Source organism: Pedobacter psychrodurus (assembly GCF_004331735.1).
In the GTDB taxonomy this organism is placed as follows: Bacteria; Bacteroidota; Bacteroidia; order Sphingobacteriales; family Sphingobacteriaceae; genus Pedobacter; species Pedobacter psychrodurus.
On record NZ_SJSO01000010.1, the window covers coordinates 35,074 to 59,340 of the forward strand.

Here is a 24,267-nt window from a genome sequence, read left to right on the forward strand (position 1 = left end):
ATTATTTTCCTTATTATATTAGTGAAATCAAATTAATGTATCCGCAATTCTCAATTAATATTTCTTACAGGGACTCAGTGCATATTCTAATTTGTTAATTTACGAATGACTCATGCGACAATCATTACTTGACCTTATAGAAAAAACAATTGTTTACCAGTATGATTTGCCAAATCCAGCGGCAGGTATAACAAAAACTATTGTGTCAGTCGACAATGATCAATGTTTCAAATCAATAGATAAAAATGATTTTACCGAAATTATTTACAATTCAATATTAGAGTATTCATTTAACGAATTTGAAATTGAAAACAAGGACTATGACAAACTACACTATATAGCCCTACAAAAAAGATTAAAGTACAATCCAGATTTAGACCTTGACCAAAAAATAAAATATGGTTTTCTAGGGGAAGTCATTTTGTTTAGTGTTTTGTATGTTCTATTTAAATCTCAACCACTGATAGCAAGAGGATACTTTTATAATCCATTAGAAAATTCAGAAACGAAAGGATATGATTCCTACCATTTGATTGAAAATAATAATCAAACGGAACTTTGGTTTGGAGAAGTTAAATTTCATAGAAATTATAAAACTGGAATAGATAGCATATTTAAAAATATTGACAAAGCTATTTCGGACGATTATTTGAAAACAAATGTATTTGCAATTTCAAACCACATTAATAATCTACATTATAAAGGTTCCAAAATAGAAGCAGTCGTAAAAGACTGGGAAGAAAACCCCTACTTATCCATTATTGACGAGCTTAATCAGCATAACATGAAACTGGTTTATCCAGTAATGTTACTGTACGAAGAAGACGATTTAGGTTATGATGATAGCATTAAGAATATTCCAAAATATATTCAGGATAAATACACCGCAAATACCTTCAGTATAACTGTTGATTATTCTATTTTTTTTATTTTGGTTCCAATGAAAGACGTAAAAGCAATTAAAGAAGAAGTAATCAAATGGATAGAATTGAAGAAACCATTAATGTACTAAGACAGATCAATAAATTCAATGCAAAAGAAATATCTGATGATATTCTTATTAAATCTGTGTGTGATTATTTCAACGAAATAAAAAACGATTCTTTAAATCAATCTGATTTGAAATTTTTAAAATATATTTCAAATATAGCTGGCATTCCTCACTATTTTGACACACTCAATACTCAATTTAATCATTCAACAGAAATTGAAGAATATAACTTAAATACCTTTTCGTCACTACTATACGAAAGTACATTACACACAAATGAAAATCTAAAAGTCCATAAATTCCAGATGAAAATTATGGACTTGTTTGAAATGGGCAAATTAAACAGATATTTTTTATCTGCAAGTACTTCATTTGGCAAAACGCACATAGTTTTTGAGATAATTAGAAAAATGAACTACGGAAACGTAGTTTTAATTTTCCCAACAATTGCGTTACTTTCAGAGAATTTGGAAAAATTAATATCCGATGAAAACTATGAATATTTTAGAGAGAAATACAAAATACACACTTTAAGTGAAGTAACTAAATTTGAAGAAAACAACTTATTTATTTACACACCCGAACGATTTTTATCTTTTAAAGAAAAAAATCCGACTAGTATAGACTTTAATTTCGCATTTATTGATGAAATATATAAAATTGACAACGAGTATTTACTTGATGAGGAAGTAAAAGAAAATGAAAGAGATGTTGCATATAGATTGTCTGTATTTTATGCGTTGGAAAATAATGTTGATGTATTATTAGCTGGACCATATATAGACTTTTACGACCCTAATAAAAATGGATATAATAATTCATTTGATAATTTTCTGACTCAAAATAAAATTGAACTACTTAACTATAACCAATATGAAATCGTAAGTAAATCATTCCAAGATATTAAGTCCAAAAAGCACATTGACGTTGATAAATATTTGGAGTTTGATTTTGAAACAAATAGAAAGTCAGATAGACTAATTGAAATAGTAAAAAAAATAAATGAAATTAATGAAAATACAATAGTTTATTGTTCCACCAGAAATTATACTGAAACTAACGCAACGACACTTTTAGAATCTAATATTTTCAATAATCATTCAGATAACAATTATAGTGACTTCATCAATCATATTTCAAAAAATTTCAGCAAAGATTGGACGATAATCAAAGCATTGAAAAAAGGAATTGGAGTTCACCACGGTTTGATACCAAAGTATATTCAAAAGGAGATTATCTCATTATTTAATTCTGCTCAGTTAAAAGTATTGCTATCAACAACTACTATTACAGAAGGGGTCAATACTTCTGCAAAAAATTTAATTGTTTTACATAGTAAAAAAGGAGATAAAGAATTAAAGAAATTTGATGCCAAAAATATTGCAGGAAGAGCAGGCAGATTTTTATATCATTATTCTGGAAGAGTTATAGTTCTTCAAAATGAATTTATGAAAGCAATTGAGTCAGAACCTGAAGGCATAAAGCACAAAAATTATGATTTAAAAGCACCAAAAGATGAAATAGATTTATTTTATTCGAAAGACGAATTCCTATCACAAGCTGACCAAGACAGAAAAACAGACATCAAAGCCGAACAAGAAAAAAGAGGTATTCCTGATGAGATTTTTAACCTGTATAAGGTTGTAAGTAGGCTTGATAAAATTACAATTTATGATGAAATTAAAAAATTAACTGTTTCGGAACTAGAGTTAATAAAAACACTTATCAGAGTTATTAATTATAAATTGGATATTGACTACGATGGTTTTCAAGTTATTTTAAAAGTAATTCATCCAATTGTAAAAAATCAGAAACTAAAATTTTTAATCGATTATAAAGGCTTGAACGGAGATTATTCAACTCTAACTCATTTATTGCATTTTTATTTGACCGGTGGCTTTATTGGTTCTATTAAGTATAAAATTTCCCAAAATATTAAAATCGACAAAGCCATTTCAGACACAGCCGAATTCGTTTACAACACTTTAAAATACCAAGTCGTAAAATATATAGGGGTTTTTAATATCATGTATCGATTTATCCAAGCTCAAGAAAACAATAAGTCATTTGAGGAAATTATCGGCATTGATCGCCTCTTAGTCAAGTTAGAATATAATGCTCTCACAGAGTTTGGACGTATTGCTAGTGATTATGGTGTGCCATCAAATGTTGTTGAATATTATGAAAGCCCTGAAAGTGCTAATCAGATTAAAGCTAATTTTGATAGCTATGAATTAACAATTTTTAATAGAATAGAAAAAATAATTAGCGGAACCGACAGTAATAATTGAAAATACCCATTCTAAAGAATATTTAATAATCTAAGTTTGTGCATAAATGAATCAATATGAGTAGTTATTTTTACCTTCAAGCAGAAAAGAATTCTAAAAATGCAGATTTATTAAATCGATTAGGAGATTATGCAGATTATTCCAAAGAACTAATTTATGTTTTGAATAAACCGCTTGGGGATGTCAAATACAATTATGCTTATAAAAGCGCTTTAATAATCCTAGCGCCTAAAAGCAAAATTCTATTTCTAGATTATGGGAACAATAATGAAGCCTTCGAGAATTTCATTGAAGATGTTATAGAGGATGTTGGTTCTATTTCTGATAAATTTCTGTATAAGGATGTAATAGGAAGGCCAAGGAATTGGAGAACATCTTTAGTTGAAACAGATATAAATTTTAAAGATATCACAAGTATTGATACTTTATTCGACGAGTTGAAAATTAATGATGAATCAGAAAAGAAAAAAGTTGATCTATTAATTTCGCTATTTATCGGTAGTATTAACGATATTGAGAGGGTAAAGGAGACTGTTCCACTGACAACATTGGATAAGGTTAAGCAGAAAATACAATTATTTGACGGCGACCAAACTCGTTTTGTTTACCAAAAACCTCAAAAGAAAAAAATTAGAATCCAAGGCCTTTCAGGAACAGGCAAGACTGAACTCCTTTTGCATAAATTGAAAGATCTATATACAACCGATAATTCATCAACAATATTTTTCACATGTCATAATAAAATTTTAGCCGACAATCTAAAAAAGAGAATCCCATCATTTTTCAACTTTATGAAAGTCGAACAACAGATTGAGTGGGAAACTAGGTTATGGTGTGCACATGCGTGGGGATCAAATTCTTCACCCAATTCCGGAGCCTATCGATATATCTGTTCTAAGTATCAGATTCCTTATTACAGATATTCTTATCAAATGTCTTTTAGCAAAGCCTGTAGCCTAGCTTGCCAAGATATCCGAGAAAAATTTAAGGACTCAAAAATGCCATTTGCATTTAACTACATGTTCATAGATGAAAGCCAAGATTTCGATATTAATTTCATTGAACTTTGCGATTTGGTGACTGAAAATAACATTTATATAGCTGGAGATATATTTCAAAGTATATTTGATGCAGAAATATCAAGCTCTATCGCTCCGGATTTTTTATTAGGTAAATGCTATAGGACTGATCCTAAAACACTGATGTTTGCTCATGCATTAGGAATGGGATTGTTTGAAGACACTAAGTTAAGGTGGCTTGAGAAAAAGGAGTGGGAAGATTGTGGTTATAATGTTTATAAAGACGAAGAAGAACAATTACATTTAAGTCGAGAGCCATTGAGGAGGTTTGAAGATGTAGAAGAAAGCTTTGAGAGCATTCAACTGATTCCGATTAAAGAAAAAGCCTCAGATACTGTTATTAACATACTGAAAAAAATTATTGCCGAAAATCCAACCGCATCACCTGATGACATTGGAATAATCTTATTGGACCATGATAAAGAGATTTACAAGTTGGCTGATGTTTTGGAATTTAAAATAAATCTCGAGCTGAAATGGGATGTAAATAAAGCTTATGAATCAAAGGAAAAACTTCCAAAAACTATTTTAATAAGTAATAGAAATAATGTAAAAGGATTAGAATTTCCTTTCGTTATTTGTATTTCTAAAAAAATCACTAAAGATCCAAGCTACAGGAATTCGTTATATACAATGTTAACGAGATCATTTATTAAATCCTATTTTGTTGTTCCACCTACCACGGCCTCTGGTTTAACGCAAAAGATGGTTGATGGCTTGAAACAAATTTTGAAAACAAAAGAAATGGTTATTAAAGAACCATCTACGCGTGAAAAGAAATTAATAAGAACAAGATTTGAGTATAATCTTAAAAACATCTCCCACTATGACTTGATGAAGAAGATTTTTGATCTTTTAAAAGTTGAGAAAAAATATCATGATAAGTTGATAAAGATTTCACAAGAGATGGATATGGGAGAAGAGGATGAAGACACACTTGTTGAATTTGTTAAGGACAACATCAAATACATAAAGGATTAATTATGAAATTGGTAAATCGAAATATTTTATCATTTCAAGAGAACGACTTCTTTTTCCCAATCAGGGATAAGATTGACTATGCAAAATTAATTATTTATTCTGCTAGATTACTAATACTTAACTTGCCTAACGACATACAATCGGATTGTAAATTAAAGTTATTAATTGACAAAATGAGTCGTATTTTTTATTACAAGAAAGATAAATTTTTCAGTGTTTCCTTTCCTTTCACTGTGATTATTGATGGAGATGAAATATTAGATATAACAACTTATTCTGGAATAATCGTTGACAGCAAACTATTGTCGTCAGCTAGAGCAATATTGTTGAATTCGGATTTCAGATTAAATCCTTCACCAATGAATTTTTGGGTTGAATCAGATAGCTCAGAAGTTGATGCTCTTTGTTTCTTAGAAGAAATTTTTCAATTTGAACCAGCTTATGTAAGATACGATAAAGATGAGGCTAATGAAAATGGCAAATTACATCCACTACACCATTTAGACATAAACTATTCTTCATATTCCACATACAAACTTGGCTTAGATCTTGAAATTATTGAGGCCAATTTTGAAAGCATATTGAATATTACTTCAAACTGTCTATTTCTTAGAGAATGAATGATCAAGACACAATTTTACACAAAAGACCTAATTACTGTCCAAACTGCAACTCGGTAGTTGAGACCGATATTGTTTTTACTTATACACTCAATGTTAGCTATACAGATGAATTGCAAAACCAAGGTCAAGAGATTATTCTTTGTAAGTGCCTTAATTGTGAACGTCCTATCCTTATTGAAGAGGAATTTATAAATATAGAAGAACATTCATGGGTTAATTCGTCAACTCAGTTATATCCCAATGCTGATAATGTTGCTTTAAAGAACGCTCCTGAAATCGTAATTAAACCTTACGCAGAGGCATACAAATGTTATAGAGCTCAAGCATATGAAGCATGCGTAATCATGTGTAGGAAAGGAATTGAAGCTATTTGTAAAGACAAGGGAGAATCAAAAGGAAATCTTGCAACCAAACTTCTTGGCTTGAGAAGCAAGCAGATACTAGATGATACATTATATAATTGGGCAAATGAATTGAGGCTAATAGGGAATGATGGAGCGCATTCTCATGATCTAATTGTTACACAGCAAGATGCCAAAGATTCGATCGACTTCTTTGATGCATTAATTACCTATTTGTATCATTTGGTAAACCAATACAATCAACTGACTAGCAGAAGGCAAGCCAATAAACAAGGTGTATGAATGAAATAACAAACATTGAAAATAGCCTTGAAGCATCAACTGTAAAAGATAATCTTCTTGATATTATAGGAGGATCAGCTGATTACTCAATTGAAAAGTTTCTGGATATGGGTGATGGAATACCTATAGTGTCTTACTTCACTAAAGGATTTAAAGCAACTCTTGCAGTTCGTGACTTTCTATTCATGGAGAAGATAATCGAGTTCTTGAGAGAAATCGGCGAAGAACCAACTACAAAGAGAAAAAAGATGATAGATAAAATCCAGGAGGACTTATCGTATAGTCAAAAGTTTGGGAAGGTGTCGTTAGTTGCTATTGAAAGGTTCGATGATATTGAAAAAGCAAAACTTCTAGGGCAAACTGCAAGGTATTTAGCTCGAGGAGAGATTACGTATTCTCTTTACAAGAGAGTTGCTTTCATTATAGGAAGACTGTATCTTGCTGATATTTTAAGTTTTGGCAGTCACGAAAAGTCTTTAGTGCTCTTGAACTTTACAGCGGACTTAGAGGCTCTAGGTTTGACTAGAACAGATTGGGGCATGGTAAGAGAATCTAGTGATCATGATGGCCCACAGGTGGGTTCAAGAATTAAAATAACTGACCTCGGCAAGGTGGTGAAGTGCATAATAACAAATAATGTGCTTAGTACGCAAGTTCCATCAGGAATTAATGTTGTTGAGAGTTTAGAAGAAAGGATGAAGAGAGAGTATCCTTAGAGTTTCTATCTAACTATAGCACCAATTTAAGCTTTTCCCCTCAACACATTTCAAGAAATTCCGGCATAAACGCTCACGTAGCCACCAAAGGCTATTTATATCCATTGCTTCTTGATTTAGTTGAGTTGAAAGTTTGGTACATGTGCCATATTTAATAGATATAAAATGATACAAGAAACACAGATTTACAAAGTAACCGAGGTCCAAGTAAGCTACAAACCAGATTATAACATCAATAAGCGACCAAAGATATCTTTAATCAATTAATAAATTTTAAACTAGCGCGCCAGTTGCGAAACAAATAGGGATAGTTTGAAAATAAAAAAGGCCTTTAGCATAACTAAAGACCTTTAAATGTACCCCGGAAGGGACTCGAACCCCTGACCCTCGGTTTAGAAAACCGACGCTCTATCCAGCTGAGCTACCGAGGCTCATTTTTTAATGAGCTGCAAATATAGAAGTTCTATTTAATATGTAAAAATATATTTTAAACTATTTAGAAGGTACTTTTTCTATTTCAAATAAGTATTTAAGAACGAAGCAATTAAAATTTAATTTAGGCTAAATAAATTTGATTTCCAGTCACAAAAAACAACATTAGGCCCCCTATTCTTTGCTAAAAACATAGAATATGTTGCCGAAAACATCATCAAATTTTAATTTATGCGTCTTCGCCGTTCCAAATGTCATCATCAGCATGCCTGATTTCGTCATGACTGGAGGTTATACTCTTTAATTCTTCGTGGTGGTAATTTCTTTCAGGATTTTCGGGCAGGGTACTGTCGTGATCAGGAGACACTTTCCTCAAATGCTCAGGCTTTTTAACCTCTGGTAAATCATCGTGCACAACAGAAGGCGTTAAAATCTTCTTCATGGGATTATTGCTGTTTTCCATAATTTTAAGAGACTCAAATTTCAAGCCACAGACAAAGGTGAGTTAAAATTTTGGGAATTGGAGTGTATTTATCGAAAATAAGGGTTAGCGATAAGCGATTGGCGGTTGGCGATAAGGGGATGCAGGCCCATGCTATTATTTAATAGAAAAACCAAAAAAAGATGTTATCCTGAGGGATAATTTATTGTATAAAATCAATATAGATGACAGAGGGTCTTTTTTTGCTGTAATAGGCTGTGAGGAATCGTCATCCGATAGCTATCGGATGCGAGAAGGCTTTTTCAGCCGACAGCCTGCCCCGATTTTCGGGGAAGCAATCTTACAACGACCGCTACTAGCGTGCGTTTTAAGATTGCTTCGTTCCTCGCAATGACGACCATTCTATGGATTCTGTCATTGATAACCTGTCGAAGAACATTTTTTTTAGTTTTTCCACAGTTAGGTCTTCGACAAGCTCAGACTGACAATGAGTGAATTTTAATAATTCCCCGTTACCCCTATTTCTAAGCCCCTTAACTCAGCCAAACCTCTTAATCTGCCTATAGCCGAATAACCTGGGTTGGTTTCTTTTGCCAAATCATCCAACATTTGGTGACCATGATCTGGGCGGAAAGGAATTGATTTATCGCGTAATGCATTTTCTGCTGTTAATGCTTTCATGATTTCGTACATGTTTACATCACCACCTAAATGGTCTGCTTCGTAAAAACTACCGTCTTCATCTTTTTTAACGTTACGCAAATGTGCAAAATAAACACGCTCTTTAACCGCATTAAAGATTTCTAAGGCATTATTTCCCATTCCGGCTCCTAGTGAGCCTGTGCAGAAACAAACACCGTTAAAAGCCTGATCTACTTCTTTAATAATGTAGTTAAAATCTTCAAGCGTACTCGCAATCCTTGGCAAACCTAAAATAGCGTAAGGAGGATCGTCAGGATGGATGGTCATTTTAATACCTTCTTCTGTACAAACCTCAGCAATAGATGACAAGAAAAATTTCAAATTTTCTTTTAAGCCTTGCGTACCAATAGCTTTGTATTCGTTAATACTATTGCGCAAAGTCTCCAGTTCAATTTCTTTTTCGTTCGGGATCCCCATTAATACATTGACGCGAAGATCAATTAAATCCTGCGCCGATAATGTAGCATGTTTAGCTGCAGCTCTATCTAAAATAGATTGCGAATAATCCGCTTCTGCAGCTTCTCTCTTTAAAATATAGAGATCAAAAATAGCCAGATCGATCCAGTTAAAATAAAGGGCTTTTGATCCATCGGTCATTTCCAGATCCAGTTGCGTACGGGTCCAATCTAAAACTGGCATAAAATTGTAACACACAATTTTAATTCCGCATGCCGATAGGTTGCGCAAAGAAGTTTTATAATTTTCGATATACTGCCCTGCATCTGCCCTACGCGTTTTAATCGCTTCGTGTACCGGAACACTTTCTACTACCGACCAGGTTAATCCTGCAGCCTCGATAATGGCTTTTCTTTCTTGAATATCATTTAATGGCCAAACTTCGCCGTGTGCAATATGATGCAGTGCGGTTACAATGCCTGTAGCTCCTGCCTGTTTAACGTCTTGTAAGCTAACTGGATCGTTCGGACCATACCAACGCCAGGTTTGTTCTAATTTTTTCATAATATGATTACACAGATAATGTGATTACACAGATTAAAAGTTATATGATTCTACTGATATTTAAACGCCAGAAAATGCTGTAAATCCCCCATCCACTTTAACATTCTCTCCATTTACAAATTTAGAGGCATCACTTAGCAAATATACTAAAGCGCCAATTAATTCCTCTGGGGCTCCAAATCTTTTAAATGGTGTTTTAGAAATGATGGCCTGCCCTCTTGCGGTTAAAGAACCATCTTCGTTGGTTAATAATGCCCTGTTCTGGTTAGTGATAAAAAAGCCAGGTACAATGGCATTCATCCTGATTTTATCCTGATAACGATTGGCTAATTCAACAGCCATCCATTTCGTATAACTATCAATAGATGCTTTGGCCAGTGAATAACCTAATACCCGGGTAAGGGCCTGGGTTGCCGAAACAGATGATATATTAACGATGCTACCGCCGTTCTTGGCTATTTCTTTGCCAAAAATCTGTGTCGGCATAATCGTTCCGAACAGGTTTAAGTCGAAAGCCTGCTTTAAGGCCGGAACATTAAGGTCAAAAATATCGCTACCCGGTTGAATTACTGCCTCGGCCACGTTGCCTCCTGCTGCATTCACCAATGCATCAATACGTCCAAACGCTTTAATGATGGTTGCATTTGCGTCGATCAAATTCTGTTCATTCAGTACATCAGCAATAATGTAAATTGCTTTACCGCCGGCCTCGATTACCTCAGCCGCTCTTTGTTTAGCTACTTCTTCGTTTCTTCCAATTACAACAATTGTAGCACCTGCGGCGCACAAACCATTAATAAAAGCCTCGCCCAAAACACCTGTAGCACCTGTAACGACTACAACTTTGTTTTTTAACGAAAACAGGCTTTCTACTTCTTTTACCATTTGTTTAATTCTTTTAAGTTTATTCTACTACCAATGTTGTGATGGAGTGTGGCAAACTGGTTGTTGTTGCAGCCTCACCTTTAATCCATAAACTGTATTTTAATTTGTCATCCGATTGATTCATTACCACTACAACCAATTTGCCATCGGTATTTAAGAAAGCTGTTGATTGCAATTTATCGCGACTGGATGCCGATCCTATTCTTTTAGCCCCAGGACGGATAAATTTAGAAAAATGCCCCATATAATAATAAGCATTTGTATAAATTAATTTATCATTCTTCGTATCGGCATGTACGGGTGCAAAGCAGAAATTACCTACGTGGTTTGGTCCACCTTTTTCATCTAAAAGGATATTCCAATCGGTCCAAGCGGCTGTTCCGGCATTAAAATCGTTAATCATTGAGTAACCGTAACGTTCGCCTAAAGTCCAGTCATCCAGTTTATTTACATCGTATTTTTCTTTACATCCTTCGGTAAAAATCAGGGCTTTATCTGGATAAGCTTCGTGTGTTTGTTTCACATTACCAAACTGCATTCCGCTGCCAGTCCATGTTTCGTACCAGTGAAAACCAATGCCCCAAACATATTTAGCGGCATCCTTATCATTTAAAATGGTGCTGGCTCTTTGAAAAATCTGATCGCGGTTATGATCCCACGCGATAAGTTTTTTTGATGCAAGGCCTGATTTCTGTAAGGTTGGACCTAAAAAGTTTTTAATAAAATCGCGTTCTTCTTCGGCAGTGAACACACAAGATTCCCATTTTTGTTTGGCCATAGGCTCGTTCTGCACGCTTAATCCCCAAACCGGAATACCCATAGCCTCGTAAGTTTTAATAAACTTTACATAATGATTGGCCCAGCTTTGACGGTAAGCAGGCAATAAATGTCCGCCTTGAATTAAACTGTTGTTATCTTTCATCCATGCTGGAGGCGACCAGGGGCTTACAAACAAAGGCAGTTTACCTCCTGATGCAGCAATTGCTTGTTTAATTAAGGGAATTTTAAATTGCTCATCGTGTGCTACGCTAAAAGTTTTAAGGTCTTTATCATTATCCTGCACATAGGTATAACTTCCACTCGAAAAATCGCAACTGGCAATATTGGTACGGGCCAAAGTATAGCCAATACCTTTATCCAAGCTATAATAGGCCGTTAAAAGTTCTTGTTGATTTTTCTTAGATAACTTTGCAAATGTCTCTGCCGAAGCATCGGTTAAGGCACCTCCAATGCCCACCATGGTTTGGTATTTCACAGTTGGATCAACAAAAATACAAGGCTCTGTTTCAAAAGGTTGCTTATTCTCAGCAAAACTTAAGGTTTCGGTTTTACTGATGCGGTATTCAGATTTCTCTGCTGTAGTGTAAACCGTTACTTTTTTGTTGGCCACCGTATAAGTTTGTACTGGCTTAACCACTTTTTTGTTCTGAGCAGCCACATTAAATGCCGTTGCCAAAATCAATAAGATGCTTAGATTTTGTTTCATTATTATATTATTTTAAACTTTTATTGATCTGATTAAGCAAATAGCCATTTAAATCAGAATCGTACTCCCAAAACATCACCCCGCCCATGTTATTTTTCAATACATATTCACATTTCGCTTTTACCGATCTTTCGTCATCGTAAGTCATATATTCACGACTTGCTGCGTTATAGAGATAAGAAGCCTTAGCGTCTTTATCGTAATATTTCTTAAAGCCTTTCTGATTGATCAAGCTATCTTTTAAAAAAGTATATCCTTTTCCATAACTGCTTTTTAAAACAGAATCGCCTAAGCCATTTTTAGCGCTTTCTTTAAGGGTGAAAGCGCGACTGTAAAAAGCAATTCCCATCACTAATTTATCGGCAGGAACACCAGCAGCTGCAAACTCACGAAAGGTTTTATCTGCATAATTCTCTGCCGGGTGGCTTTTTGAGTTATAAAGATTAGTATGATGTCCTGCGAAATCGCTGTTGTAGAAATCGTAGGTCATCAGGTTCACAAAATCCAGGTACTGCTGTACTTTATCCATCTCTGTATGGTGGATAAAGTTGGTAAAACCACCAACAGCAATAGTTAACAGCTTTTTAGACTGCTGTTTCTTTTCCAAACTATCCAATTCTAAGCGAAGTTCTTTCAGCATCAAAGTAAAATTCTGCTTGTCTTCTGGTCTGAAAACATTACCTTCTTCACCCGCAATGCCAGGATATTCCCAATCAATATCTACCCCATCTAGTTTAAACTTTTCTATAATTTTAACGGCACTTTCGGCAAAAGCTTTACGCGAGGTATCGCTAAGTGCTGCATCTGAAAAATTTTCACTCCAGGCCCATCCACCAATAGAAATCAGGATTTTAAGATCAGGATTTTTAAGTTTAAGTAGATTTAACTGCTGAAAATTAACCGTATCAGTGGCTTCATGATGTAAAAAAGCACGGTTGTTTTTTACGTCGACAAAAGCATAATTGATGTGTGTAAGTTTCTCTGCAGAAATTCTTCGTACATCTACCAAACCCCTAAAACCGCCAACATATCCAATAACCACTTTCTTTTTGGGTAACCGATCTAGTTGCATGGCCAATAGTAAGCCACAAGCAAGGACTGCACCAATAAATAGCTTAATGCGCTTCATTTTAATTTTTACTTCTTAGCAAGGCCTCCAAATAATAATAATCGGCATAATTAATTGGCACATCAATTTCAGATTTCGCCGGACGATGCCCTGTGCTATGTTCTAAAATAAAGCCATAATTTGCGCCAATTTTACTGGTGTACTTTGTACTTAGCGAATTTAAGATTTTATCAGCAGCGGCTTTATATTTTTTACCATGAGTACTGTATTTTGCCAATTCGTAAAGTGCAGAAGCTGTAATTGAGGCAGCAGATGCATCTCTGGATGCCTCAGGGATTTTAGGATCGTTATAATCCCAATACGGAATCCCATCAGTTGGTGTAATTTTATTATTTAAGATAAAACCTGCAACACCATCAGCCTGAGCTAAATATGCTTTATTTTTAGTTTCACGGTAACACATGGTGTAACCGTATAGTGCCCAGGCTTGTCCACGTGCCCAGGCCGATTCATTGGCATAACCTTGGGCGGTTACCTTCTGGCGCACATTGCCTGTTAAAGTATCATAGTCGATTACGTGATAAGAACTGAAATCGGGTCTGAAATGATTCTTAATTGTGGTATTGGCATGCGTTACTGCAATTTTATAGAAAGATGAATCGCCTGTTAGTTTGGTGGTTTCGAATAACAGTTCAAGGTTCATCATGTTATCAATAATTACCGGATATTTCCACTTATCGCCATTATGATCCCATGATTTTAACACGCCTGCTTTGACGTTGAATCTTGTAGACAATGATTTTGCCGCCTGAATAATCACGGCTTTGTAGGCCGTATCTTTTGTTAAACGGTATCCGTTTCCAAATGGACAGTAAATCATAAATCCCAAATCGTGGGTTCCTTTATTAAATTGCTCTCTTTTAATATCTTCAGTGTATTTCTTAGCAAGATCGAGCCATTTTTTATCATTGGTATACTGATATAAATACCATAATTCGGCAGGAAAGAAGCCACTCGTCCAATCTTTTGATACCACCATTTTAAACTGGCCATTTTCCACAGTCCGTGGTGAAACCAGATTAGGCTTTACTTTCCTGGCCGAATCTACATTTTTGACTAATACCTCTGTTTGTTTCGCTGCTGATGCAAATGCTTTTTTCACATCAGTTTTTTGTGCCTTTACTATACTGAAAGACAATACACTTAGTGCCGTTATTGTTATTTTTAAGTTCATATTATAACCAGATTAATGGGTTACGGATAGGTAAATTTCTAATTACTTCTTCTACTTGAGGCTGATGGTCTAATTTTGCCCAGGTTTGATACCAATTGGTTTGATTGCATTGTACTGCACCAAACAGCAAAAAAGGCTGGGCTACTGGCCAGTTATCCCAATACATCACATCGGGCTTTAAGGTCCACTTGCTTTTATCGGCAATAAATGGATATAAATAGCTTAACCCTTTTTTGATAGATTTACCATCAGCTGTTTCAAAATTCCAGAGGTTATCTTTTGGTGTAGATAAGATCTGGCAGAGCATGGTCATCGCATCGAGATTAAAGATTGAATAACCATAAGGTTTTGTTCTGGCCATTTCTAATGGAAAACTACCATCAGTACCCATTTGGTTAGGTAAAAGGATGGTTTTATAACTGGTACGTAAAGAATCGAGCATGTTTTCGTCACCACAAAGTTTAGCAAACGAAGCCACCTGCATGGCCCAACAGGTAGCATGATTGTTCTTTACGGTTTTTTCCTGGATGCCCGGCTTGCTGGTATTTAACCATATGATATAATCAGCAAACCATTTTTTTACGCCCTTAGCAGTCTGTGGATCGAACGCTTTCGCTTTCTCCATGATCAATGCGCCTTGAGCTACTTCCATTAAATGAATGGTATCGATAATACCATAATTACGGCCTGTGAATTTACCTTTTACGGCCTGTGCAAAAAGTAGATTCGGATTCATCAAGGTTTCTGAATTGATAAACCAAGCCTGAAAGTGTTTAACGGCCTGCTTAACATACTTTTCATCTGCAGTAATTTTATAGGCTGAGGCTAAAGCACCGATTATTTTACTAAAACGAACCATTGCTTTACGATGGTCGAGGAAGTTATCGGGGTTAGTGAGTCCATCCCTATTGATGTAAGGGCCATTTGGATTTTGTGGATCGGGCCAGAAATAATCCGCTTCTGAGAAGAAATCATGCTTTCCACCTGCACTTCTTGGCGAAGATGAAGCGGTAACCGTAACCGGTTTTTGCTGCATGGCCCAAGCAGCTTCAGCTAAAATTTGTTTTTTTAACAAAGCCTCTGCCTGTTTTTTTAAATCCGTTCCTTTCGGATCGGGTTTCAGGGAAGCAAATACTATCTCGGTAAAACAGAGCAGCACCAATAATGCACAGGGGATAATTTTTTTCATTGGTTATATATTTGGTTAGCTATTATAATGTGGTAAAAACTGTTTTTAAACCTTCAGCACTCACAGATACTGCACTTTGCCCCTTGTTTAATTTCACTTTAATCATGGCTCTCCCGTTATAAGCCTGAACTTTGCGCGACCCTGAAGAAGTACCCTGATTATCAATTAATTTACCATCGCCAGTTAAACCAAAAGTGATCAAATTAATAGCGTCTAAACATGATAGACCTTTATCATCAAAAATCTTTACTTCTACGGTTGCCACATCATCTAGCTGATTGATTTTTTTCAGTTCCATTTTAGCTGGCTTTGTCCATTTTTCAGTTTGATAGATAAATTTAATTTCATCAGTTATTGTCTCTTTACCTTGTTTGGCAATTACTTTAACTGTGTTTTCGCCCTTTAAAAACGGAAGATTCCAGCGCAAACCTGCTGCCGGGTAATCTTGACTATTGCGTTTTTTACTGCCAAAACTTTTGCCGTTTAAGAAAATTTCGGCATCAGTACAGTTGGAGTAAACTTTAACCATTTTCTCTTCACCTTCGTCGCCCCAACGAATTGGCCAGGTGTGACCGTAAATGTGAGCCATTGGTTTTTCTGTCCAATAAGACTGGAAAACGTAATAAGCTTCTTTTTTGGTAAAATCTCTTTCTACCACACCTTTCTGGTTCATGTAAGGCACCGGATTATCGGGACGAACAGGAGTTGAAAAATCTTTGAATGGCCAGTAAGCCGTACCACTTAACCAAGGCATTGTTTCCTGCTCTTTTAAATGCCAATCGATTAAATTGGCGATGTATGATTCGCTCCAATCGCCATCTTTAGAAATCCTTGCTGCGCCACCGTATAACGAGGCATCACCTGCTCTTTCATCGGCACTACCCCCGGTTTTAATCTTACTCAAGGCTTTATCCGGATTTTCTGAATGACGTAGTGCATGACTATCTCCTCCCCATTCTACATGTAAAAAGCGTTTTACTTTAGCAAATTCATCTTCAGATGCTTTTTTGTAATCGGTGTACGCACCACGGTACCAGCCTGCCCAAATAGAGGGAGAATACACATCAACAATATCGCTGCAAAAATCGCAGCGGCGAATGGCCGTATAACGCGATTTATCCAGTTTATGAGAGAGATCATTCAACTCTTTCATGAAAGTCCTGATCTTTTCTTTATCAAATTCAGGGAAATCGCCAGGCCAATCGTTTTCATTACCCATTCCCCAAATAATAATGGCTGGGTGATTAAAATGCTGCTCAACCATATTAGTGAGCATTCTACGAGCCTGTTGTTTATATACCTCGCCTCCTAAACCTCCACGGCACCATGGAATTTCTTCCCAAACCATAATCCCTAAACTATCGCAAAGGTTTAGCACAATGCGCGATTGCTGATAATGCCCCAAGCGGATAAAGTTAACGCCCATATCTTTCATCATTTGTATTTCTTCACGGATCATGCCTTCAGTCATTGCAGCTGCTACGCCTGCGTGGTCTTCATGTCGGTGCGTTCCGCGTAACAATAAACGTTTCCCGTTGAGGTTAAACGGTCCTTTTTCTACAAATTCGATATTCCGGAAACCGATTTTCTCTTCTCCTTTAGAATTCCCTGCTGAAGAAATTATTTCATATTGCAAACGATACTGCACAGGTTTCTCTGTAGACCATAACTGAGGTTTTTTAATCTCCAGCGACCATAAATCAATATCAGCAGATAGATTACCGAGTTTTTTCTCTGTTTTAGCCACAATTTTTCCGGCAACATCAACCAATTTTAGCTGAACGGTAGCCTCATTAATCCCTGCAGGATTATACAAACGTGTTTTGACAGACAATTTACCCAGTTTACCCTGCGCATCAACTTCAGCTTTAGCAAACATTTTATCAACCGAAAGCGATGGCACATAAACCAAATTCAGGTAGCGATAAATTCCACCATACACATTAAAATCAGACAGGTCAGAAGGGATCATTTCTAAATCCCTAGAGTTGTCGGTCCTTACCGAAACCGGAACCTTGCCTTTAAATTGTTTTTGGTAAACATCTGTTTTTTGAAAAGCCGCAACCGCATCGGTAATATCAACTGTCCATTCATCGTAGCCACCAACATGCGTACCTACTTTAGTGGTATAGACATAAACTTCTGTTTTTTGACCGGCACCTTCGAAATGCAAGATCGTTCTTCCACTTTGATAAGGGTTTTCAATTTTAAGCTGCGTGCGGTACCAGGCTGGTCCCTGGTAATAATTTACATCGGGATCAACAGCATCTTCAGCATTAAAGCAATGTGGCAAGCTCACTTTCTGCCATAGCGGCACTGCCTCTGGATTACCAACACCAACCGGACGAACCGACTCCCATATACCCCCTAAATCTTGTTTTAAAAACTCCCAATTATTATTTAAGCGAATTGATTGTTGAGCAAATAATAACTGACTGTTAAACAACGAAATAAATAAGGCTATATAGCTAAATAACTTTAACATAAATTTTTGAAAATTAAACTTTTAAACGCAATTTTTTCTTTTCTAAAAAGTACACGATACCAATCACCAAAAATGCCATCAAAAAAGACCTGACGATCCCTCCGATGCCTGAACTCAGGGAATTTGGGAAATGAAAATGGACTAAACTAAACAGCGCATATAACAAATAAGGAACGAGGTAACAGGTTAAAGTACTGGTTCCGGCAGGTTTAATCAGTTTAAACCAATCTTTTTTCTGTTTAACCTCTACCAGGTAGATCAGCAATTCGAAAACCACAATGGTAATGCCCATACATACAAATATCCACGCTGGTGTGGCATAAATCTTAGAAATTCCGCCTGCATAAGGCCTGATGAACATGCCAAAAGCAAATGATAACAAACCATAAAAACTAATGAGGATCCAGAAATCAAGGTATTTCTTAGCCCCGATCAGTTTTTTGTACATCGAAGTAATCAATGCACCGCCTAACATCAGGACAATTGATGATGCATCACCGATGAGCCATAAACGGTGGTTAAAAATGCCTAAATGAATGGTGACATTAAGGGCTGCAAAGGCTACAAAAGCTAACATAAGCAGCAACAAATTACCTTTAGCAAAAAGATAAACAAATGCCGAAACGAGATAAGCCCAACCGATAATCCCCAAAATTCCCCACCAATGTGGTTTTAAGCCTTCAGGATGCGCTGCAGAACCGCCTTTATACAGCAAAGCCAGCAAAATAATGAGCAAAATACCTAAGCCAACGAACCCGTTCTTTTTAACCTTTGAGAGGTTTGTGGGGTAATCTAACCACACCAAAAAGAAGGCGATGGTAATGAGAATGGTATAAACCGGATAAGGCAATAAAGCCGAGTGATGATCGTAATTTTCTAAATTAACATAAAAAAAGCCCATCACAATTAAGGCTAATGCCCTTAAGGCAATGTAAGCTAAAATAGAAAACAAGCCTGCGCCTTTATCTTTTCTACTTTGAAGGGCAAATGGCAAGGAAAGGCCTACAATAAACAAAAAGGCCGGAAAAATGAGGTCTGAAAAACCCATTCCGTCTACATCGGCTGGTGTATGCTTAATCCATTGTGGAATATTCGAAACGCCAGCAACATCGTTTACAAAGATCATCAAAAACATAGTGATGGCCCTTAAAACGTCGATTGATAAAATACGGAGCGGTAGTTGGCTCATTTTAATATATCGCTATTTAACTCCGTCTAAAATTCCTTGATACGCTGCTTTTCGCTGATATTGTGCATCGAAAGGCAAAGGCCAATCGGGACGTTTGTAATTAGAGGGTATCCAACTGTCGGCATCAGTTACATTCCATTGCGTAATCCCGAACTGCTGACTTTTCGGAATGGCGTTATAAGCCTGAACAATGGTTTTATATTTTGCTGCCTGTTGCTCACCCAAAGCAGTGGTGTAAGTCATCGACTGCACATTATCTGGATTAAGTGAAATATCTATTTCAGAAATATGGACTTTTAGACCTGTTGCTGCAGCAGTAGCAATGGCGGCCGTTAAATTCGCATCGGTCTGCGTAACACGGGTATGCATCTGGATGCCAATCCCATCAATGGGAATACCTTTATTTTTTAAGCCTATAACCAGATTTAGGATTGCAGTACGTTTTGTAGGTCCAAATTCATGACCATAATCATTGTAAAAAAGTAAAGCATTGGGGTCTGCTTCGTGTGCATACTGAAATGCCCGGCCGATATAGTCAACCCCTAATTTTTCTACCCAGATGCTGTTGCGCATGGTACCATCTTCGTTAACTGCTTCGTTTACCACATCCCAGGAAACTACTTTACCTTTAAAATGGCCTACAACCGTTTGGATATGTGTTTTTAAGAGGTTCTCCCATTCAGCTGTGGTTCCTTGAAAGTTTTTCACCCAATCGGGAAGTGATTGGTACCAGTTTAAGGTATGGCCATGTACTCTTTTTCCATTGGCTACGGCAAAATCGACCAGGTAATCGGCATCGCTCCAGATGTAGGTATCTTTTGAGGGATGTAGGGATGCAAATTTCATGGCATTTTCTGCCGTAACACTATTAAATTCTTTGATGACCAGATTACGGTAATTAGCGTTGCTTTTTAAAAGACTTACATTAATAGCGGCTCCCATGGGGAAAGGCATATTCTTTTGTAAGCTGATTTCTTCTATTTTTTGTGGCTGTATTAAGGTCCCAGGATCGATACTGGTGCTCTTGTATTTGGCACAAGAGAGGGTTAACAGTGACATCGAAAGCATTACTTTCGAAGCGAAACTAATTTTCAGTAATCTGTTCATATTTTATTTGTATTTGACCTGCATCTGGTCGTAAAAATCTTTCAGCACGAAGAAAGCTTTCTTTTTCTTGCCTGTTTCGCTGATCAAGCCTTTACGGTTCCAGAAATTCTGATAAATAGGATGTTGTCTTCTTGGTGACCTGAAATCGGTTAAAATCCACGGTGTCATGCCGCGTAAAGCACCAATTTTGCTTAACATGGCGATCTGGTTTTTGTATAATGCCTCCTGGTATTCTTCGCTCCAACGCGTATTTTCATCGGCGTGGAAACCGCCCAAAGCATCGCCACCAAATTCGGTGATCACCACAGGTTTTTTATATTTGATATCGAAATTGTATTTGGTAATTTCGGATGGATTACCTCCCCAGTACCAGCCAGCATATTCATTAAAACTTACCAGATCGATTTTTTCGCCCAATGGATCGTTTAAAATGATGTTATTTCCTTCACGGTGCACCTCTAAAGCGGCAGCTACCAAACGGGTATCATCCAGAGCGCGGGCAGTTTCTGTCAAATTGCTCATAAAGCTTAAGCGTGCATCGCTTAGCGGGGTTTCATTCCCGATAGACCAAACAATCACACTTGCCCTGTTTTTATCGCGTACGATTAAATCAGTCAATTGTTTTTTTGCATTGGCATAGGTTGCAGGATTTGTCCAGCTGATGGTCCAATAAACAGGAACTTCAGCCCAAACCAATAGGCCCATTTCATCAGCAAGGCGAATCATTTCTTCGTTATGCGGGTAATGTGCCAGGCGAACATAGTTACAGTTCATATCTTTTGCCCATTGTAACATCATGCGCATATCGCCTTCAGAGCGTAAACGACCAGCTAAAAGCGGGTTTTCGTCGTGTAGTGATATTCCTCTTAAAAAAACAGATTTACCGTTTAAGAGGATGCTATCGCCATCAACCTGAATGGTTCTGAAACCAATTTTGTCGTTAATATTTTCTTTATCGCTTTTAATATTTACTGCATATAATTTTGGCGTTTCTGGCGCCCATAAGCTCAAATTGTTCCAGATAAATTCATCTGCAATTTTACCTTCGCCATCTGTTTTGTATTTCTTTTCCAGCTTCAGTTCGGGAATAGAAAGCGTAATTTCCTGTCCAGCAGTTGCATCAGCAAGTTTTACCGAAAAATTTAACAGGTTGTTGTTTCCTTTAACGAGCTGAAGTTTATAATCACTAATAAAATGTTCAGGAAATTCGGCTAAAAAAACATCTCGGGTAATACCTCCATAATTCCACCAATCGGTATTTACAGTTGGGATTTCATCCTGTTTACGAATATTATCTACTTTAAGCACAATGGAGTTTTCGCCAACTTTTAAATTGTTGGTTACATCAAACTGGAAAGGTGTAAAACCACCTTTGTGTACACCCAGTTTTTTACCATTGAGGTAAACATGAGCTTCGTAGTTTACCGCACCGAAGTACACGAAGTATTTTTTCCCTTTTTCGGGTTTTGCATCAAACTTTTTGCGCAGCCAAACATTGCCTTCGTAAAGTTCTAATTTTTCTGATTGCGAGTTCCAATCGCCCGGAACATTCATTTGAGGTGAATGATCGAAATCATATTCGATCAGTTCTGACTTATCTTTCTGAACTTTATCATCGTAATAACCTCCGGTTCCGGTTTTCGACTGATCGAATGGATCGTGACGATAATCGTAATAACCGTTTTCGTAAGGATCGACAATATAATTCCATTTACCATTAAGGCTCTGGATTTTCCGGCCCTGAATGTTCTGTATAGCAGTAACCTGACCGTAACTGATTGATGAAAGGAGCGAAAAGCAGATTAAAAATACGCTATAGGTTGTTTTTAGCATAACTTAAGTTTTAATATTATTTAATTGATCGTTTCAAAACTAACAATTAATTAACGGACGGTGTTTCCACCGCCCGCCTAAATTTGAGCAAAATTCAGTTTTTCGTTAATAACCAGGGTTTTGCCCCAACGCAGGGGCTTTATTTAATTCGTTCTGAGCAATTGGATACAAGTAATTTCTAGCCGTAAAAGCCCTGCTTTCTACCACAAATGGGGTGTAGCTAAAGGTAGTTGGTGTAAGCTGAACGATTCTCATCCCGGTAACTGGTTTGTTAAATGTCGCCTCTCCTTCTTTCCAACGGCGTACATCGTAAAAACGTTGTTCTTCGAAGCAAAGTTCTACCCTGCGCTCGTTGCGGATTCTTTTACGGAACTCCTCTTTACTTGGGATAACGTAACCATTTCCTGCAGGATTGGTTGTTTGTAATAGCGGCATGGCTACCCCTGTTCTGTTACGGATTAGGTTTAAAACCCTTAAAATTTCGGTTTGTCCACCTACTCCCTGTACTTCGTTTAGGGCCTCAGCATAATTTAAAAGTATTTCTGCATATCTAAAAAATACCCATGGACGGCGAATATTGGTTGCTGTACCTGCCCAAACAGCGCTTTCGCTTAAATATTTACGCATATAATAACCCGTTTTAGTGGCATTAACATTGAGGCCTAAACCATCTTTACCACCTACAAAGGTTTCTACAGGTTTACCTTTAAAGTTATTGGCAGTTACTATTGGTTGAACTGAGGCTGTATTAAACATTATCGCAAAAGCCAACCTTGGATCGCGGTTTGCATATGGGTTGGTGGCAACATAACCAGATGCTGCATCTGTAATAGGCTTACCTGTTGTTTTCATCTCGAAGGCATCAACCATTTCCTGTGTTGGGTTAGTACGGCCAGCTGCGCCATCATAACTAACTGGTGCATTATTACTTTCGATAGTATTCGTATTGAGCGTTTGCGTAGCAAAAATAACCTCATTGTTATAAGCCGCACCTGACACATTCCATAACCAAATATTCGGATAAGAAGTATAAATACCATGTTTGCCAGTATCCATCAAACGTTTTGCCGCATCCACAGCTGCCTGCCACTTAGTAACGTCACCTGTTGAATTGTATTGAGGACTTGCAGCATATAACAGCATCCTAGACTTAAGTGCCATTGCTGATGTTTGTGCGGCCCTACCGCGGTTTACGTTGTTCCAATCTGATGGCGAAATTGGCAGCCTGGCAATGGCAGCTTCACAATCTGCCGAAATCTGGGCAATACATTGATCGAAAGTATTTCGGGGTAAATCCAAATTATCATTTATGGTTAGTGTTTTGGTTACAATTGGAAAACTTCCATAACGTTTAAGCAGTTCGAATTGAAAAAATGCCCTTAAAAAATAAGCCTGTCCTTTTAAACGCTCTATTTGTGCGACATAAGTTTGGTTTTCGGCAACATTTGCCGGCAATACCTCATCAATTGGAACAATTGCACTACCATCAACTTTTTCGAGGAACATGTTTGCTTTTCTAATACCTACATACATATCGGCATATACCTCATCAAAGGTCCTCACGGGGCTCCAGGTACCATTATTAAGTGTAGAAATTGATGAATTCTGATTAGAATTTACCGCTTCGTCACTACCTGAGGCCAGTAAGGCTCCATCACCGAGGTTATACCGATCAGAAAGCACAGCATATACATTGTTCAGAAAATTCCTGGCATAATCAGGGTTTGCCCATAATTGCGCTTCGGTAATATCGTTACCTCCACTAAAAGAACCATCTTGAAGAAAGTCAGATTTTTTACATCCAGCTATCGCTAAAGCCACAAAGGCAAGGATTAGATAAAATATATTTTTTTTCATCTTTTTTTTATTTATTTCAACGGTGATGAAGCTATCATGATTTTAAGCATATCTTATTAGAAAGTTGTAAAA

Annotated in this window: 18 protein-coding genes and 1 tRNA gene; 6 read left to right on the plus strand and 13 right to left on the minus strand. The window is 36.7% G+C overall.

Translation table 11 applies throughout. From position 1 onward, the window contains the following. Positions 1-112 precede the first annotated feature (112 nt). Genes EZ456_RS13575 through EZ456_RS13600 form a run of 6 tightly spaced genes read left to right on the plus strand, consistent with a single transcriptional unit; the run spans position 113 to position 7,325 of the window. Entirely contained in the window at positions 113-1,012 is a 900-nt protein-coding gene (locus EZ456_RS13575) for a HamA C-terminal domain-containing protein (protein ID WP_131531002.1), read from the plus strand. Continuing rightward, positions 979-3,282: a helicase-related protein gene (locus EZ456_RS13580; RefSeq protein WP_131531004.1), complete on the plus strand. Its 2,304-nt coding sequence runs from the start codon at positions 979-981 to the stop codon at positions 3,280-3,282. Before EZ456_RS13575 ends, EZ456_RS13580 begins: the two co-directional genes overlap by 34 nt. Positions 3,283-3,338: 56 nt before the next feature. Further along, positions 3,339-5,342, plus strand: a complete 2,004-nt coding sequence (locus EZ456_RS13585; RefSeq protein ID WP_131531006.1) for a DEAD/DEAH box helicase — start codon at positions 3,339-3,341, stop codon at positions 5,340-5,342. Between the two features lie 2 nt (positions 5,343-5,344). Continuing rightward, positions 5,345-5,962: a hypothetical protein gene (locus EZ456_RS13590; RefSeq protein ID WP_131531008.1), complete on the plus strand. Its 618-nt coding sequence runs from the start codon at positions 5,345-5,347 to the stop codon at positions 5,960-5,962. Beyond that, on the plus strand, positions 5,959-6,609 hold the full coding sequence (locus EZ456_RS13595) for a DUF4145 domain-containing protein (protein ID WP_131531010.1): 651 nt from the start codon (positions 5,959-5,961) through the stop codon (positions 6,607-6,609). The genes EZ456_RS13590 and EZ456_RS13595 overlap by 4 nt, the downstream gene beginning before the upstream one ends. Then, positions 6,606-7,325: a hypothetical protein gene (locus EZ456_RS13600; protein WP_131531012.1), complete on the plus strand. Its 720-nt coding sequence runs from the start codon at positions 6,606-6,608 to the stop codon at positions 7,323-7,325. The genes EZ456_RS13595 and EZ456_RS13600 overlap by 4 nt, the downstream gene beginning before the upstream one ends. Positions 7,326-7,682: 357 nt before the next feature. Here the strand turns inward: EZ456_RS13600 and EZ456_RS13610 are convergent. The 13 genes from EZ456_RS13610 to EZ456_RS13670 form a co-directional block, all read right to left on the minus strand. Next, a tRNA-Arg gene (locus tag EZ456_RS13610) sits at positions 7,683-7,756 on the minus strand. Between the two features lie 230 nt (positions 7,757-7,986). Beyond that, complete coding sequence (locus EZ456_RS13615) at positions 7,987-8,199, minus strand: hypothetical protein (RefSeq protein WP_131531014.1); 213 nt, start codon at positions 8,197-8,199, stop codon at positions 7,987-7,989. Between the two features lie 498 nt (positions 8,200-8,697). Next, positions 8,698-9,861, minus strand: coding sequence for a mannonate dehydratase (gene uxuA / locus EZ456_RS13620; protein ID WP_131531016.1), 1,164 nt, complete (start codon positions 9,859-9,861; stop codon positions 8,698-8,700). 60 nt (positions 9,862-9,921) lie between these two features. Continuing rightward, complete coding sequence (locus EZ456_RS13625) at positions 9,922-10,746, minus strand: SDR family oxidoreductase (RefSeq protein ID WP_131531018.1); 825 nt, start codon at positions 10,744-10,746, stop codon at positions 9,922-9,924. 19 nt (positions 10,747-10,765) lie between these two features. Further along, on the minus strand, positions 10,766-12,232 hold the full coding sequence (locus EZ456_RS13630; protein ID WP_131531020.1) for a glycoside hydrolase family 30 protein: 1,467 nt from the start codon (positions 12,230-12,232) through the stop codon (positions 10,766-10,768). Between the two features lie 7 nt (positions 12,233-12,239). Next, entirely contained in the window at positions 12,240-13,361 is a 1,122-nt protein-coding gene (locus EZ456_RS13635; RefSeq protein ID WP_225876544.1) for a glycoside hydrolase family 18 protein, read from the minus strand. Between the two features lies 1 nt (position 13,362). Further along, complete coding sequence (locus tag EZ456_RS13640) at positions 13,363-14,535, minus strand: glycoside hydrolase family 88 protein (RefSeq protein ID WP_131531022.1); 1,173 nt, start codon at positions 14,533-14,535, stop codon at positions 13,363-13,365. A 1-nt stretch (position 14,536) separates the two neighbouring features. Continuing rightward, positions 14,537-15,724 (minus strand): alginate lyase family protein, encoded by a 1,188-nt coding sequence (locus EZ456_RS13645; RefSeq protein ID WP_131531024.1) that lies wholly within the window; start codon positions 15,722-15,724, stop codon positions 14,537-14,539. 22 nt (positions 15,725-15,746) lie between these two features. Next, positions 15,747-18,209, minus strand: coding sequence for a glycoside hydrolase family 2 TIM barrel-domain containing protein (locus EZ456_RS13650; protein WP_131531026.1), 2,463 nt, complete (start codon positions 18,207-18,209; stop codon positions 15,747-15,749). 13 nt (positions 18,210-18,222) lie between these two features. Further along, complete coding sequence (locus EZ456_RS13655; RefSeq protein ID WP_131531028.1) at positions 18,223-19,398, minus strand: DUF5009 domain-containing protein; 1,176 nt, start codon at positions 19,396-19,398, stop codon at positions 18,223-18,225. 12 nt (positions 19,399-19,410) lie between these two features. After that, positions 19,411-20,505, minus strand: coding sequence for an endo-1,4-beta-xylanase (locus tag EZ456_RS13660; RefSeq protein WP_131531030.1), 1,095 nt, complete (start codon positions 20,503-20,505; stop codon positions 19,411-19,413). 3 nt (positions 20,506-20,508) lie between these two features. After that, a complete protein-coding gene (locus EZ456_RS13665; protein ID WP_131531031.1) occupies positions 20,509-22,338 on the minus strand; it encodes a glycoside hydrolase family 2 protein in 1,830 nt (609 codons plus the stop codon). Positions 22,339-22,443: 105 nt separating this feature from the next. Beyond that, on the minus strand, positions 22,444-24,195 hold the full coding sequence (locus EZ456_RS13670; RefSeq protein WP_131531032.1) for a RagB/SusD family nutrient uptake outer membrane protein: 1,752 nt from the start codon (positions 24,193-24,195) through the stop codon (positions 22,444-22,446). Between the last annotated feature and the right edge of the window lie 72 nt (positions 24,196-24,267).

Bases quoted from the DNA above. Each gene is read 5' to 3' on its own strand.
- EZ456_RS13650 (WP_131531026.1), bottom strand. From the start codon at position 18,209: ATGTTAAAGTTATTTAGCTATATAGCCTTATTTATTTCGTTGTTTAAC.
- uxuA (WP_131531016.1), bottom strand. From the start codon at position 9,861: ATGAAAAAATTAGAACAAACCTGGCGTTGGTATGGTCCGAACGATCCA.
- EZ456_RS13660 (WP_131531030.1), bottom strand. From the start codon at position 20,505: ATGAACAGATTACTGAAAATTAGTTTCGCTTCGAAAGTAATGCTTTCG.
- EZ456_RS13580 (WP_131531004.1), top strand. From the start codon at position 979: ATGGATAGAATTGAAGAAACCATTAATGTACTAAGACAGATCAATAAA.
- EZ456_RS13585 (WP_131531006.1), top strand. From the start codon at position 3,339: ATGAGTAGTTATTTTTACCTTCAAGCAGAAAAGAATTCTAAAAATGCA.
- EZ456_RS13670 (WP_131531032.1), bottom strand. From the start codon at position 24,195: ATGAAAAAAAATATATTTTATCTAATCCTTGCCTTTGTGGCTTTAGCG.
- EZ456_RS13665 (WP_131531031.1), bottom strand. From the start codon at position 22,338: ATGCTAAAAACAACCTATAGCGTATTTTTAATCTGCTTTTCGCTCCTT.
- EZ456_RS13575 (WP_131531002.1), top strand. From the start codon at position 113: ATGCGACAATCATTACTTGACCTTATAGAAAAAACAATTGTTTACCAG.
- EZ456_RS13615 (WP_131531014.1), bottom strand. From the start codon at position 8,199: ATGAAGAAGATTTTAACGCCTTCTGTTGTGCACGATGATTTACCAGAG.
- EZ456_RS13625 (WP_131531018.1), bottom strand. From the start codon at position 10,746: ATGGTAAAAGAAGTAGAAAGCCTGTTTTCGTTAAAAAACAAAGTTGTA.
- EZ456_RS13645 (WP_131531024.1), bottom strand. From the start codon at position 15,724: ATGAAAAAAATTATCCCCTGTGCATTATTGGTGCTGCTCTGTTTTACC.
- EZ456_RS13635 (WP_225876544.1), bottom strand. From the start codon at position 13,361: ATGAAGCGCATTAAGCTATTTATTGGTGCAGTCCTTGCTTGTGGCTTA.
- EZ456_RS13600 (WP_131531012.1), top strand. From the start codon at position 6,606: ATGAATGAAATAACAAACATTGAAAATAGCCTTGAAGCATCAACTGTA.
- EZ456_RS13630 (WP_131531020.1), bottom strand. From the start codon at position 12,232: ATGAAACAAAATCTAAGCATCTTATTGATTTTGGCAACGGCATTTAAT.
- EZ456_RS13655 (WP_131531028.1), bottom strand. From the start codon at position 19,398: ATGAGCCAACTACCGCTCCGTATTTTATCAATCGACGTTTTAAGGGCC.
- EZ456_RS13595 (WP_131531010.1), top strand. From the start codon at position 5,959: ATGAATGATCAAGACACAATTTTACACAAAAGACCTAATTACTGTCCA.
- EZ456_RS13640 (WP_131531022.1), bottom strand. From the start codon at position 14,535: ATGAACTTAAAAATAACAATAACGGCACTAAGTGTATTGTCTTTCAGT.
- EZ456_RS13590 (WP_131531008.1), top strand. From the start codon at position 5,345: ATGAAATTGGTAAATCGAAATATTTTATCATTTCAAGAGAACGACTTC.